The organism is Mesorhizobium waitakense, from assembly GCF_056431085.1.
On sequence record NZ_JBWKME010000145.1, the window covers coordinates 1 to 12,796 of the forward strand.

The following is a 12,796-nucleotide window of genomic DNA, read 5'->3' on the forward strand; positions in this document are numbered from 1 at the left end:
GTTGACGCCGCGCAGCATGCGCTCGCGGGCATCACGGGAGAATTTTACGTCCTTGGCAGCCATGTTTAGCTCCTGGCAGGGGCTCGCAGAGAGCCCGAAGATGAAGATTCAGGTGAAAGAGAGGCCGATATTCAGCCGATGATGCCCATGATGTCGGATTCCTTCATGATCAGAAGGTCTTCGCCATTGAGCTTGACTTCAGTGCCCGACCACTTGCCGAACAGGATGCGGTCGCCAGCCTTGACGTCCAGCGGAACCAGTTTGCCGGCTTCGTCACGAGCGCCGGAGCCGACAGCGATGATCTCGCCTTCCTGCGGCTTTTCCTTTGCCGTGTCGGGGATGATGATCCCGCCGGCGGTCTTGGATTCGGATTCGACCCGGCGAACGACCACGCGGTCATGAAGCGGGCGGAACTTCGACTTTGCCATTTTTTCTTCCTCGATGAGAACGGTGAGAACTGTCCCTCTATCCGGCGAAGCCGGACAAACCAGTACGCCCGGCGGTTCCGGACATTAGTTAGCACTCATCAATGGCGAGTGCTAACACCGCGGGGGATAGGCTCCTGGCATAGGAGAGTCAAGACGCTCGTGAGGCGATTGCAGACAGCCGGTATGATGATTTGGCCGGCTGTCCTATTGCCGCCGAGGCGACCGCAGCGCCCAGCAGTGGCCATCGTTCGGCGAGCCCGTAGCTGCCGGTCAGCTCGAGACCGAGATCACTGAGATCACTGAAAGGTCTTGGCGTCACAGATCGGTCGAAAAACGGCGCTTCTGCGAAGCAGTAAACCGCCCCGGCGGCTTGGCAGCCCCATGACTGAAATGGGGTGCGGGCGGAACGCACTACTCAGCCGCCCGGATCGATGATGCGAAAACAGGCCTAATATTCCGTAAACAGGAAGGCTGGCGACGCACCGATTGCAATTGCGCTGACGTGGGGTAAGCTTGGCCCGTCCTGGATCGTCAATCCCATTGCAGATTCGGGCACTCCCGATTTTGCCGCCTTCGGGCGGCCCTTTTGTTTCATGTAAGCTATTGCCGCCGCGATCCGAACCGCGACAGCGGGTGCGGCCCGATGGGTTCGCCGCCAACCGCGTCGATCAATCATATTCAGGGACCGGCTCGGCCGTAGCAGTCCCCGCAATCGGCGAGCGGCTGGGTAGCGCCGACATGGCGGGACGCCATCAGACAGGCCCCGTCTTGATGGGCGCCAATTGTAATGCTGGTCCGCACGATGGAACACCAGCTTCGCTGTCGCGTGTAGCTAACCGCTGGCGCTGATATTACTCTAGGCCATAGACTCATTAAATCGCATCCAGATTCTCAGGGAAACGAGTTTGACGCCAGCCAGGAAGTTATCAGATCGCTTGTCGTATCGTGTGGCGACTGCACGGTAGTGTTTGATTTTGTTGAAGAACCGCTCGACGAGGTTTCTGTATCTATAGAGGAAGGGGCTGAAAGCTGGGACATTCTTTCGGTTCGGCATGGGCTTGATGTTGGCCCATGCCCCTCGCTCTGTCAGGCCTTGCCGCAGTTCGTCGCTGTCATAGGCACGGTCGGCCAACAGGATCTGTCCCTCGACAAGTGTATCAAGCATGTCACGGGCGCTGCGACCGTCATGAGCCTGGCCCTCGGTCAGCTTTAGGTCGATCGGCAGGCCTTCAGCATCGACGAGCGCGTGGATCTTGGTCGTCAAACCGCCCCGCGAGCGACCCATGCAACTGGGTCGGCCATCTTTTTTTGGGCGTTGGCGGCGTGCTGATGCACGCGCACGCTGGAACTATCGATCATCTGGATATCGCCATCGTAAGCCTTTGAAACCGCGCTCAGAAGCCGATCCCACACACCGGCCTTGCGCCACCGATTGAAGCGGTTGACGCATGTCGTGTGCGGGCCATAGCGCTCCGGAATGTCCGCCCAAGGCGCACCGGTCCGCAATCGCCAGAATATCCCGTTCAAAACCCGCCGGTCGTCAACACGCGCGACGCCACGAGGCTTGTTCGGCAACAAGGGCTCGATGACCGACCACTCGAAATCCGTAAGATCAAAGCGCGCCATTCATACCTCCATCATGAGAGGAATGAATCACCCATCAAACGTTTTGGGAATCCCATTTTATGGGTCTATGACCTAGTGAAGTGGAGATGTTGCTTCCGTTGGATCCGGAGACGTTTCGGACCGTATTGGCCGAACGGCGAGCCGCGCGAATCACCTGATTGGTAGATTACCCTGGGGAAATGCAGCGACGCTTGCCGGTGTTCCGAAAGTCCCGTCGGCAAATCCACTATGTGGAATCCTGCAGTCACCGCTGACGCGTTGAGTTACGGATGAACATGCTATTTTCCCGTTGATTGTGTTTGGAAGTTAGAAAGATGAATGTTTCGAAAGGAGAACCTGCTTTGGCTGAGGACATGACTAACATGCTCGGGCTGAAACAACTGACATTGTTTCCGCTTACGTCAGCAAGAACGCGCCGCCGATTTCCTCTCTGCCGGATCTTATTCACAGCGTGAATCAATCGCTGTCGAAACTCGGACAGCCCGCCGAACCCGAGAAGCCGGCGCAGGCTCCCGCAGTCAACCCGAAGCGGTCGGTGTTCCCGGACCACATCATTTGCCTGGAGGACGGGAAGAAGTTCAAATCGCTGAAGCGCCATCTAAACGTCCATTATGGGCTGACACCGGACGAATACCGATCCAAATGGGGCCTGCCCGCCGACTATCCGATGGTCGCCCCGAACTCTTCGGCCTCGCGATCGCAATTGGCGAAAGCGAGCGGTCTCGGCCGCAAGGTTGCTGCGAAGGCGCCTGACAAGCGAAAGGCACGAGCTTAGAAGAAGGCAACTGTCGCCTTTCAATATCGGGCGATGGCCCGGCACGATGCTCAGGCTCCATCGCCAACTTGTGCTTGCGGCGTTGTCGCTACTGCTTGCGCAGCCGGCGCTCGCGAAAACTTGGTGCCATCCGATTGACAACACCGCCCGGATCCTTGCGTCGCCAAGCCCGAATGACATTCACAGGGATTGGCGGGACGAAAATCACATAGGCATGTCGTTGGCATTGGCGCCGCGCCGCAAAGTGACGGCAGAGCGCGTTGTTTATATCGAGGGAGATCTTTTTTACCACGAAGCGGCCTTGTGAATAAAAAAGTCAATGTCCTCCAAAAGGAATGGCAATGTGATTGGCGGCTCTCGCCGGGCGCTCCGCACTCGCGGATATACACACCGGGCAATAGGGTCGCGGCACCTGAGCCACCGGACCTTGCTGGGTATGTCTCCTGAGCACCTCCCAATGCCCGGCACAGTTGCCTTTGCCGATAAGCGAAGTATCGTTGCGCCGCGAATCGGCTGGAGGATCAATGCGCAAGCAGACAAAACCGTTCATCATCGAGGTCAAACCCTCACGGAAGCCGAAATCCGGCCCACGGAAGACGTCGATCTGGGGGCAGTTGGACTTGAGGACCGAGGACGATCCGCCGGCTGGAGCGGCGCCACAAAAGGTGCCAGCCGCCATCGAGGATAGCGCTGCGGCCGGGGGCCGCTGACCCAAACGTGCTGCTGCGCGCCTATGTGGAATCAATGACAAGGAGCCGTCGGCAGCAGACTGCTGGCGACGGCCGACGGTGTGAGTGTCAGCCTGTAGGCGCTGTGCGAGTCTCGGTGGCGCGGGGCCAGATAGCTGCGGGCCGCCTCTCCGAACTTTTCGCCGGTATTCTCACCAGGGGCATCAGCTTGTCGGTGTGTGGGATAAACCACCAGGCTTTGGATGAGGCAGGTGGCGAACGGCGCCTTCAGACGCACCTTCCGGCCGGTATTTTGAGAAAGGCGGGAAACACCCCGCCTTTCCTTGCAAATTGTCTGGCTTGGCCTGTAATTCGTGAAGGCTGAGAAAAAGCTGCCCTGGCCTTTTGGCTCCGTCACGTTTGCGCGGCGCGCAAGACAGTCAGCCTGCCTTGCTCAGACTGCCAGCTGAAGACTTGCCGGTGCGGCGGTCCTTCTCGATTTCATATTTGATCTTCTGACCATCGACGAGGGTCGAAAGACCGGCACGCTCGACAGCCGAAATGTGGACGAACACGTCCTGACCGCCGCCATCGGGCTGGATGAAGCCGAAGCCCTTGGTGCTGTTGAACCACTTCACGGTTCCAGTCGCCATCTTCTTATTCCTTCATAACAACTGCAGAATGGCCTGGCCAAAAGCCAGGCCGGTTTACATTGCGCCAGGAGATAACGCAGCAAGATCGCCAAATCGCAAGGCCTTTGACCACTTGGCCGAAGAAGAAACAGGGTTCGGACTCTCTTGGGCACAGACAAGATCCACCTTGTCCCTGGTCTACGCTCTGGGACGGCCGTTCGGCGCCGCCTCGACAAGGAGCTGGTGTGCCGACCAGGTCGTCGATGTGGGTCACGGTCGACGAGGCCGCGGCCTTGCCACCCGATCCGGCCACGAGCGGACCTCGGGCGCTTGATGACCGTCGCGACTGTTTCGGTGTCCCGCCGGCAGATGAGCACATCGCGCCGTCGAGTTCCGGCGCTGGACGTTGCCGGTCCAGGCGAGCGACTGTTTGGCAAGTCCCGGTTGCGGGGGGAGTGGTCGACCATGATGGACCACCATTCCAAATCGGGCTCCGGCCAGAAACCCGCGTTGCACGACAGGCCCCTGACCGGCAAATGACGGGTAGCCTGAAATCGAGGAGTGCTCCCGCATTGATTGGATCATCTAGAAAACTAGGCGGCCTCGAGGCCCTTCAGGGCCTTCGCGAAGGCGTCCTTGACCGGCTTGGAAACGTCGGCCGCCGCCCTGGCGGTGAGCGCCTGGATGTCCTTGACTTGCTCGACACCCATTTCAACGCGCTTGCGCAGAAAGATCCTTTGCAACTCAAAAACTTCGGACAGCGACTTCACACGGACCAGAGCCTCAAGGTGCGAGAAGTCAGCTTCGGCGTTCGCGCGCAATGCCGCGATCATCTTCAGCGATAACTCGTTGCCGGCCGACTTCACGGTTTCGGCGCTCGACTCGAGCGCCTTCTGGGTCTCTTCAGCGCCTGATTTGAATTTTTGAAGCACATCGTTCGTTTGCTCCATGCCCTTGTCAGCGACGGCGCGAAGTTGATCGGTAGCCTTGTCGGGATTGAATGCCGCAAATTCGGTGGCTTCGGTTGCGCTGGACTTGTCAGTGGGTTTGGACATTTCTTGAACCTCCGCTTGAAGATGGTTTCCCGCCCGCGACAGCACATTGGGGCTGATGTGTGACAGTGGTATGTGCACTGCACCAATCTGGTGCGGCGTGCCGGCTCGGCCGCTGCAGATCGGCTTCGCGCGGACGTGCCAGTGATCGAATGGGTTACGGGTAATGACGTGCCGTCATGGCGCGTGCCGACCTTCCCTTTGCCGAGAACGGTTTCAGATCGGACCGGCGCCGGCCTCGAATTTCTCGGGCGCTCTCCGGGCCTCCGCTCGATCCATGATAGAGATTGCTAGACAAGCAGGCCTTCCTCTCTGGCGGCTGCCTTGAAGGCGATGCGGGCATCGTCAGGCGTCAGTTCTCCGGCCAAGGCGGACAAACAGACGCGTACGGCCTCGTTCCATCTGGGACCGTGCTTAGTCCACTGGAGCAGCTGATCGGCTGCATCTTCGACGCTGCTGCACTCGTAGCGAATACCTGGGGTGCTGATATTTATCACGACAGGTGGCGAAAACCTATGAAGGGACACCGGGGGCGTCATTCATGTAGATCGAAAATAACGAACGCGGCGAGAAACATGGGTCTCCAAGACGATGCGTTCGGTAAGCTCACAGTCCGTTCCGCTCAGGTCCGGACCGCGGTTGCGATCTGCCGCGACGGTTGCCTTGATGGAGATCTTATCGCCAAGCTCGGCGGTTTGGAGCGGCAATCGAACGAGTTCTTTGGCGATGACAGCGGCCTCCTGGTCGACCATTAGCCGCACTCCAGGCCGGAATCGAACTACCCCCACGTTGGAGCAATGTCCAAAAAAATCAACGTGCAATTCTTACCGATATGGGGCTGTTGGATTTTCTCATCCCCTGCATGTTGGCGCGGCTTTCTTCCGGCCACGCCGTCGCGGCCAACCACACAGGAGCGCATGACGGCACCCCCGGTATGAGCATGATCCGCATCCCCCAGAACCCTCTCCTGACAATGCAGTTTCAGGCAATTTTGCGCTAATTCGGTAGCAACCGCCACCAACTCCCAAATTAACGCTTCAACCTGGACCTTACTCCAGAAAGACCAGCGCCCGTCGCCCCGTTCCCGTAAGGGAGTCAGGCTTCTCCAGAGCGCATCGAGACGCCGTTCGCCCTTGTCGCGATCAGTCGATCCTATGGAGCTCCAGGTCCTCCTATGGAGCTCCAGGTCCGTACAAGGCATCCAAAGTTAGACGCGCGTCGCCTTGTCAAGGCGGAGGCGCGCTCACTGGCCACTCGGCTTAGCTCACCGAGAACTGAGGCTACATCTGCGGTCGGTCCGAGGTGAACGATTTATTCTTCATTCATTCAGACACCTTCCGGTAGTTTTTATATCGTTGTAAACAAATCGTTTTTATGCTTCTATTTATTCATGAATGGCGATATTCTCATTTGATTTTTGCAGGGCGGCGGGCGCTTAGTCGTCCCTGCGTGAACTTGTGAATGGTGAATCCCATGCATCCCGTGATGGCACTTCGTAATTTGGACACTCTTCAGAAGGAGATCGTCAGCATCCTTTCCCGCGCCGGGATCGGCATGTCGCAGACTGGCATCGTAGCGAAACTGACTAGCCGCGCCAGCCAGCCAACCGTGTCCCGGGCGATGGCCAGGCTCGTCGCCGACGGAATCGTCATCAAAACGGGAGAAACCCGCGGCGCATCGTTCGATTTGTCCCCAGCAGCGTCTTGGTTCTCGAAGGCACCGCACTACCGCCCCGAGGTTCCGTATGACCCTGAGCGGATCGGAGGTTACGTCCCGAACACAACAACATGGCTTCCAGCGGAACAGTTGGCGCGCATCAGGGCCGCCGCGGAAGGCGTAAACCAGGCCCTGGATGCATCGACATATAGCAGGGCGATCGCGGAACGCTTCCTGATTGACCTCGCCTGGGCATCATCGAACCTTGAAGGGAACACGTACACCTATCTCGACACGGAAGTCCTCCTTCAATACGGCCAGAAAGCGAGCGGCCACGAACTGGCGGAGGCAACCATGATCCTCAACCACAAGCACGCGATTTCCGAGCTGCTCGATAGCGTGGGGAGGCCCGTCCTCAACCCCCAGTTCGCCGCCCGAATCCACGCGATGCTCCTTCGCGACCTGATCTCGCCCGAAGACCTTGGGCGGGTGCGGGGAAACCCGGTCAAGATTCAAGGCTCCAGCTACCAGCCGAGCGGCGATCGCACCCAGCTCACGCAGGACCTGGGCCAGCTGCTCTGGAAAGCGGAACAAGTCGAGGACCCGTTCGAGGCAAGCTTCCTGCTGCTGACCGAGTTCTCCTACCTGCAGGCTTTCATTGACGGCGACAAGCGGATGGGGCGGCTCATGGCCAACGTGCCATTGCTATGGCAGGGCCTGCCGCCGATCTCGTTCATCGGCATCAACCGCAGCGCATACCTGTCCGGACTCATCCTCTTCTACGAACTGGGCGACGCGTCATTGATGGCCGGCGCCGTGGCCGACGCCTATGAGGAGACGTCGAAAAACTACACGGCTGCGGTGGCGACCAGGCGGGTGCCGAAGTCTGTCGAACTGCGTGAGCGGAGGCGCATCGACGAGGCTGTCCGTACCATCGTGGAGGATGGCCTCCCGGAAGACGACGTGCGGTCGTTCGCTTCGGATTATTTCCAGAACCTGAATGATGAAGACCGGGACCACCTCGTTGGGTTAGTGGCCGAGATAATCACGGCGATCACACCGGAAAACGCGAGGGCATGGAACGTCGACCCTGACAGGGTAGTCGCCTACATCAGCGGCAGATCCAAAACCCATGGCACTTAGTATGTTTTATTCACCATTCATTCAAGCCACCGACGGAACGGCCAAACATATGATTATTATTGACTATTTACAGGCGTTTTATTCATAGCCGAGGACGCGGCCTTAGAAATTCGAGTGCAGCGGCGATGGACATTTCACGTCATCCAGGTCGATGACAAGCTATGTATGAGGCGGCGACCCTCACGATAGGGTCGTCGGCCGAAATGAGCTCTGCCGTGACGCCTGGCGCGCCTTGTCGTGCCATTTGCCGAAATTCTTCCAAAAATTTCCGAAACAGGTGCGCGGTCCATACTGACCTCTTATAGGCCGGGGACGTTGGCATCCATTTCCAGTCTCCTCCGATTTCAGTGTTACCGTCGGCGGAAAGCTGGGAAAGTGGCAGTGATGCGCTCGCCCGCTACTTTTCGTTAACCCCCGGTCAAAGAACCGATCGACTCCTGCGGCCAGCCCCACTAAGGGCCTGCCTCATGTTCAGGCGGATACGCATACGGCACTGATTTCGCGGCCTCCCGAGGCCGTCGTGCTGACCGAGCCAGGTTCTTTCGGGAAAAATGGGCCGCCCCGAAGTGGCTCAGTTTCACGACGAGGGTTAGCGCCGCAAACAGAGATCGTCCGATCCCCAAGCCGCATGTCGACGGCCATCAGCTCACTTCGTCTCTTTAGAAAATGCGCATTGGTTTGCACTGCTCCGAATGCGGCTTGATAGAACGACGCAGCTCCCTGCTGCCCACCATGCTCCACAAAAATCGTCAGTGAGAGTGATATCCCAACATCGCAAACCGACTTGAGAACGTTCCCGTCTGAAATGCCATGCTGCTGAGGGACTACTTCATGGGCATTCGCTGCCGACAAATCGATCTGCCGCATGGCCAAAGCTTTTCGCAATGCTTTGGCCATGGACTGGGAACGCCGGAGAGCATCATGGTTCATCCCTTCTGTAGTCAGTGTCAGTGCTCGCGTTGCTGACGGCCACCCACGAGGGTCAAACCGTAAGGATTGTGCATTCACCATTCCAGGAGGAGCGAGCGGCAGGCTGCACAGCCTGCCAAGGCAATAGCTAGATCGTGACGTAGATCAACAACTGCTCGCGTCAATTGCGAATCAGGTTTCCCAAAAACTGCGAGAGTGCCCGCCGAGCGCCGTTTCAAACGTCAGCTACGGGCGCGATACAAAGGGCACAGGCTGAACTTCGCTGCCAGAGGCAGGGCTTGTCGGCCGTTCGATCGAAAGTGCGAGATGAGGAGAAGACCCATCAGCCTGCAGAGCGGCTAGGCGCTCGGCTACCTCCCTGTCAGCCAAAGTCAGGCGATGATTTAGACGAAGGTAATCCGTCCATGTCGGAGTGCGGAATGTCTCAGTCCAAAGAGTCGGATTCTGAAGATTTCGCTGCAGCGTCCAATTGCGCGCACCGGCACGGGTCTGAACGCGCCGCCTTTCGCGCATGCAGCGCAGAAACGCCTCGATATTAGGTTCGGGGATCGAGTACTCCACCTTGACCACGATTGGACCGCTCCTCGGCCGGAGAGTAAGGGCCAGTTCTGGTGGGATGAAGTCGGCAGCTCCTTGATCCGATTCTTCCCATAGTCGTATCGGCAATACCTTTCCCGCTGCTGCAACCAGCAACAGTGCCACTGCAGCACCTTCCAAAGCCCACGTCAGGGAATAGTTCTGCGCGACAGCTCCCCAGATCCAGCTGCCGGCTGCCATACCGCCGTAGGTCAAAGCGTAATAGATCGACAGAGTGCGACCAACGACCCACCTTGGGCTTACCAACTGCACACACACGTCGGTTCCGGTCCAGGTGACGACCCAGCCTGCGCCACCGATTGCAAGCGCGATCGCCGCCACCGTCACGGATGATGTGACGGCCAGCAAAAGGCAACACGTTGCGCAGGCAACGGACGCCAGCGTGACAAATCGCTCTTGGGTCGCAATGCGTCTCAAGTAACCATTGCTAATGCCTGCGACAAAGGCACCTGTGCCGAAGCCGGCCAACAGGACGCCGTAAACAAGTGGCCCACCCGCCAGCTGATCGCGGACGAGGAGGGGAAGGAGAGCAAGGATCGAGATGCTCGACAGCCCGAACAAGGTTGCACGCACAATCGCCACTCTGATCTCCGAGGAGATCGCGGTGAAGCGCATGCCATCATGAATGGCGGTCGCCATGCGCTCGCGCGGAAGAGGCGAAGAGCGAACCTGCCACTTGGTGCGCAGGACAGCGCTCAACGGGACCAGGTCGCTCAGCGCCGCCAATGCAAATGCTGCCAGCGGGCCAAGGAAGGCCAAAATAACACCGCCCAGTGCGGGACCTACGCTTCGGACAATATTATATCCCACCGACATCCGTGTCACCGCAGCGGGTATCTCGCGCTTTTCCAGGATATCACCGACGGAGGCGTGCCAGGCTGGATCATTCAAGGCAAAGCCGCATCCGGCCAGAAAACCCAACCGAGGATCAACCACGGACTGACAAAGCCCAGACTGACAGCGAGAGCCAGCGTCGTGGACGCCAGTGCGATCAGGCAATGTCCGGCAAGCATCACCCCGCGGCGGCTAAAACTGTCTGCAATGGCTCCAGCAAGGATCGACAAGAAGAAGGCGGGCAGTGTAGATGCAGCCTGAACGAGTGCCACCATCAGGTCGGAGGCTGAAATCGTCGCCATGAGCCAGCCGATAGCCACGCTCTGGACGAGCCAGCCGAGGCTGGAAATCTGCGTGGCTGTCCAGATCGAGCGAAAGACCGGGTTCTGAAGAGGCATCAGTGTGGTTGCCGCAAAGGGCGGGGAATCTTCACGCCGCATGACTATCTCACCTCCACCAAGTCGTTCTTCGCTCACCTGCCGACAGCTGGGCGCTTCGCGCACAGCTGCGTCACAACCAAGCTCCGTCATCGCGCTCTCAACACAGGAGATGTCGCATCACCATGCTGATGCGCGATAAGTCCAGTTGGGTGTAAGCCGGTCGAGGTCGCGCAGCCCGATGGATGCGGTCAGTTCTGCCCTGCGACTCTCAGCTTTGGATGGTGCTAGCGCCCCGATGGCCGGCTTGTCAAACGGCCGCAGGCTGGTAGCGCCCATCGGCTGGATCCGCAGCAAGAACGGAAACCGCCTGCTGCTACGGGCGAGCCGCTTTCACCCCTTGGGACCGGACAAGGCCAGTGAGGTTCAAGGAGCAGCGTCTCGGTCGCTCAGCGCCTTCTTGATCTCTTTCAGCGTGCCGGCCCCGCTTTCGAACAGCGCCATGATCTTCGCGGCCAAGGCCTCGCGTTCGGGGCTGTCCGGCGGGAAATGGCCGCCTAGCTCCGCGAGGGCCTTGCTGAGCATTGCCAATTGCTCTGGACGAGCAAAACTGTTGTGCGGCATGGCGAACCTCCCTCAACGCGCCTCTAGCCATCCACGAAGTCCCAGCAGCAGAAGTGGCCAAAACCTATGCTTGCACCTTTCCGGTGCCCGACTTGCAGGCGGCGAGCCACTGCATCGCGGAAGTTTCATCCTCCAATATGGCGACCCGTTTCGCAAAGCCAAAAAAGGCGTTGCGGGCAGCACTCACAGGCTTTCGCCCATCATAGGCATCATAGCACGTCCTAAGGGCGATCTCGTGGACTCCGTCCCTGCGATCGTCTGGCCATTCAGTGAGGAAATCGATGGCGTCCGCGAGGTCCGCAATCTCTTGTACGATGTATGTGTCACGTTTCACGAACAGCGGGGTGCCGAAAGCCTCAGCGTTCATTCTTTCCTCCCGATCTGCTGAACAGCTAATTTGTGCGAACAGATGCATCACCGGAACCCGCTCACGATAGCAGAATGTGTTGTCAAGGCGATGACGGTTCAACACGAAAGCGGCGGCTTGCGGAGTTGTGATCGAGAAGTCCGCAGGTGCAATTCGACGAATCTTACATGAGGCTGCGGAATCACGTCTGTGACCCGACGGTGCAGGGTTCGTTTGACGACCTGCTCTTGCACATATATTCTGGCCACATGGTCATTTTATGGAGACGCCGATGAAAAGCATCACCGTAGTGGAGGCGAAATCCCGCTTCTCAGCTTTGCTGGCGGAAGTCGAAGCTGGCGAAGAAATCGCCGTCACCAGGCACGGCAAGGTGATCGCGCGCCTTGTTCCCGACCATCCCCGCGTGGCGGCCGACGCCTTTCGTGATTTTTGGGCAGACGCCGATGAAATCGATCTGGTCGCGCCTGACGACAAGCAGGCTGAACATGAGACTTCGTTGGACGGTTAGATTGTGACGTCACTCTACCTTCTCGACACGAATATCCTGATAGCGGCTATGAAAGGCCGGATCGAGGTGCGTGGACGATCGGAGTCCGAGCAACTGAGCGCCATGCGGCTCTCTGCCATTGTGCTGGGCGAACTAGAATTCGGCGCCGAGAACAGCGCTTATGGCGACCGCAACCGCGCTCGCTTGGCCGCGCTGGCTCAACGGCTCCCGTTTGTCGGAGTCGACTACGACACAACGCGACATTATGCGAAGGTTCGAGCATTTCTGGAGCTTCAAGGAACGCCAATTGGGGCCAACGATACATGGATTGCCGCGCAAGCGTTGGCGATCGACGCCACGCCGGTCACAGACAATGAGCGCGAGTTTTCCCTCGTGCCTGGACTGGCACTCGAAAACTGGTTGGAACATGGGCAACCGGGACCTTGTCTATCCTAGCTTTACAGTTGCATTCTAGATTTTAGGTGAGCTCGTCGAGCGGCCGCCTGATGGGCGCGCCTCCAGCATGACCATGCGATGACGTAGGCGGGGTTTATGCGACGCTGGGCAAGCTTGGTGGTGATGCGCCGGACTTCCTGGATA

14 protein-coding genes and 2 pseudogenes are annotated in these 12,796 nt (G+C 58.6%); 6 read left to right on the top strand and 10 right to left on the bottom strand.

The window, feature by feature from the left end:
- Positions 1-131: 131 nt before the first annotated feature.
- Positions 132-428: a co-chaperone GroES gene (gene groES / locus AC07FD_RS28465; RefSeq protein ID WP_006203049.1), complete on the bottom strand. Its 297-nt coding sequence runs from the start codon at positions 426-428 to the stop codon at positions 132-134.
- An 856-nt stretch (positions 429-1,284) separates the two neighbouring features.
- A protein-coding gene (locus AC07FD_RS28470; protein WP_478352560.1) for an IS5 family transposase occupies positions 1,285-2,054 on the bottom strand; the annotation gives its coding sequence in 2 pieces (ribosomal slippage) (positions 1,285-1,737 and positions 1,740-2,054; 768 coding nt in all).
- Positions 2,055-2,430: 376 nt separating this feature from the next.
- Here AC07FD_RS28470 and AC07FD_RS28475 point away from each other — a divergent pair.
- The 3 genes and pseudogenes from AC07FD_RS28475 to AC07FD_RS28485 form a co-directional block, all read left to right on the top strand.
- A pseudogene (locus AC07FD_RS28475) lies at positions 2,431-2,829 on the top strand (Ros/MucR family transcriptional regulator); the annotation flags it as partial.
- A gap of 46 nt (positions 2,830-2,875) precedes the next feature.
- Complete coding sequence (locus AC07FD_RS28480; protein ID WP_095090287.1) at positions 2,876-3,136, top strand: hypothetical protein; 261 nt, start codon at positions 2,876-2,878, stop codon at positions 3,134-3,136.
- A 217-nt stretch (positions 3,137-3,353) separates the two neighbouring features.
- On the top strand, positions 3,354-3,539 hold the full coding sequence (locus AC07FD_RS28485) for a hypothetical protein (RefSeq protein WP_095090288.1): 186 nt from the start codon (positions 3,354-3,356) through the stop codon (positions 3,537-3,539).
- Between the two features lie 398 nt (positions 3,540-3,937).
- Here AC07FD_RS28485 and AC07FD_RS28490 read toward each other — a convergent pair whose 3' ends face one another.
- The 4 genes from AC07FD_RS28490 to AC07FD_RS28505 form a co-directional block, all read right to left on the bottom strand.
- Complete coding sequence (locus AC07FD_RS28490; protein WP_379018039.1) at positions 3,938-4,150, bottom strand: cold-shock protein; 213 nt, start codon at positions 4,148-4,150, stop codon at positions 3,938-3,940.
- Positions 4,151-4,722: 572 nt separating this feature from the next.
- Entirely contained in the window at positions 4,723-5,184 is a 462-nt protein-coding gene (locus AC07FD_RS28495; RefSeq protein ID WP_478352562.1) for a phasin, read from the bottom strand.
- Positions 5,185-5,471: 287 nt separating this feature from the next.
- Positions 5,472-5,720 (bottom strand): DUF982 domain-containing protein, encoded by a 249-nt coding sequence (locus tag AC07FD_RS28500; protein WP_378926232.1) that lies wholly within the window; start codon positions 5,718-5,720, stop codon positions 5,472-5,474.
- Positions 5,721-5,933 (bottom strand): hypothetical protein, encoded by a 213-nt coding sequence (locus AC07FD_RS28505; protein WP_378926234.1) that lies wholly within the window; start codon positions 5,931-5,933, stop codon positions 5,721-5,723. It abuts the gene before it with no gap.
- A 721-nt stretch (positions 5,934-6,654) separates the two neighbouring features.
- Here AC07FD_RS28505 and AC07FD_RS28510 point away from each other — a divergent pair.
- On the top strand, positions 6,655-7,980 hold the full coding sequence (locus tag AC07FD_RS28510) for a Fic family protein (RefSeq protein ID WP_378924968.1): 1,326 nt from the start codon (positions 6,655-6,657) through the stop codon (positions 7,978-7,980).
- A gap of 471 nt (positions 7,981-8,451) precedes the next feature.
- Here the strand turns inward: AC07FD_RS28510 and AC07FD_RS28515 are convergent, their stop codons facing one another.
- The 4 genes and pseudogenes from AC07FD_RS28515 to AC07FD_RS28530 form a co-directional block, all read right to left on the bottom strand.
- Positions 8,452-8,877, bottom strand: coding sequence for a VOC family protein (locus tag AC07FD_RS28515; protein WP_478352561.1), 426 nt, complete (start codon positions 8,875-8,877; stop codon positions 8,452-8,454).
- 258 nt (positions 8,878-9,135) lie between these two features.
- Positions 9,136-10,781, bottom strand: a pseudogene (locus AC07FD_RS28520) (MFS transporter).
- A 363-nt stretch (positions 10,782-11,144) separates the two neighbouring features.
- Positions 11,145-11,342, bottom strand: coding sequence for a hypothetical protein (locus tag AC07FD_RS28525; RefSeq protein WP_143748889.1), 198 nt, complete (start codon positions 11,340-11,342; stop codon positions 11,145-11,147).
- 64 nt (positions 11,343-11,406) lie between these two features.
- Entirely contained in the window at positions 11,407-11,709 is a 303-nt protein-coding gene (locus tag AC07FD_RS28530) for a DUF982 domain-containing protein (protein ID WP_095090292.1), read from the bottom strand.
- A gap of 271 nt (positions 11,710-11,980) precedes the next feature.
- Between AC07FD_RS28530 and AC07FD_RS28535 the strand changes: the two genes are divergently transcribed.
- Positions 11,981-12,217 (top strand): type II toxin-antitoxin system Phd/YefM family antitoxin, encoded by a 237-nt coding sequence (locus AC07FD_RS28535; protein ID WP_095090524.1) that lies wholly within the window; start codon positions 11,981-11,983, stop codon positions 12,215-12,217.
- A 3-nt stretch (positions 12,218-12,220) separates the two neighbouring features.
- Positions 12,221-12,652 (top strand): PIN domain-containing protein, encoded by a 432-nt coding sequence (locus tag AC07FD_RS28540; RefSeq protein ID WP_378924380.1) that lies wholly within the window; start codon positions 12,221-12,223, stop codon positions 12,650-12,652.
- Positions 12,653-12,796 lie beyond the last annotated feature (144 nt).

What these genes read in the sequence shown, in the direction of transcription:
- AC07FD_RS28530 (WP_095090292.1), bottom strand. Translation starts at nt 11,709, where the DNA reads ATGAACGCTGAGGCTTTCGGCACCCCGCTGTTCGTGAAACGTGACACA.
- AC07FD_RS28535 (WP_095090524.1), top strand. Translation starts at nt 11,981, where the DNA reads ATGAAAAGCATCACCGTAGTGGAGGCGAAATCCCGCTTCTCAGCTTTG.
- AC07FD_RS28500 (WP_378926232.1), bottom strand. Translation starts at nt 5,720, where the DNA reads ATGACGCCCCCGGTGTCCCTTCATAGGTTTTCGCCACCTGTCGTGATA.
- AC07FD_RS28485 (WP_095090288.1), top strand. Translation starts at nt 3,354, where the DNA reads ATGCGCAAGCAGACAAAACCGTTCATCATCGAGGTCAAACCCTCACGG.
- AC07FD_RS28510 (WP_378924968.1), top strand. Translation starts at nt 6,655, where the DNA reads ATGCATCCCGTGATGGCACTTCGTAATTTGGACACTCTTCAGAAGGAG.
- AC07FD_RS28515 (WP_478352561.1), bottom strand. Translation starts at nt 8,877, where the DNA reads ATGGCCAAAGCATTGCGAAAAGCTTTGGCCATGCGGCAGATCGATTTG.
- AC07FD_RS28495 (WP_478352562.1), bottom strand. Translation starts at nt 5,184, where the DNA reads ATGTCCAAACCCACTGACAAGTCCAGCGCAACCGAAGCCACCGAATTT.
- AC07FD_RS28505 (WP_378926234.1), bottom strand. Translation starts at nt 5,933, where the DNA reads ATGGTCGACCAGGAGGCCGCTGTCATCGCCAAAGAACTCGTTCGATTG.
- AC07FD_RS28525 (WP_143748889.1), bottom strand. Translation starts at nt 11,342, where the DNA reads ATGCCGCACAACAGTTTTGCTCGTCCAGAGCAATTGGCAATGCTCAGC.
- AC07FD_RS28490 (WP_379018039.1), bottom strand. Translation starts at nt 4,150, where the DNA reads ATGGCGACTGGAACCGTGAAGTGGTTCAACAGCACCAAGGGCTTCGGC.
- groES (WP_006203049.1), bottom strand. Translation starts at nt 428, where the DNA reads ATGGCAAAGTCGAAGTTCCGCCCGCTTCATGACCGCGTGGTCGTTCGC.
- AC07FD_RS28480 (WP_095090287.1), top strand. Translation starts at nt 2,876, where the DNA reads ATGCTCAGGCTCCATCGCCAACTTGTGCTTGCGGCGTTGTCGCTACTG.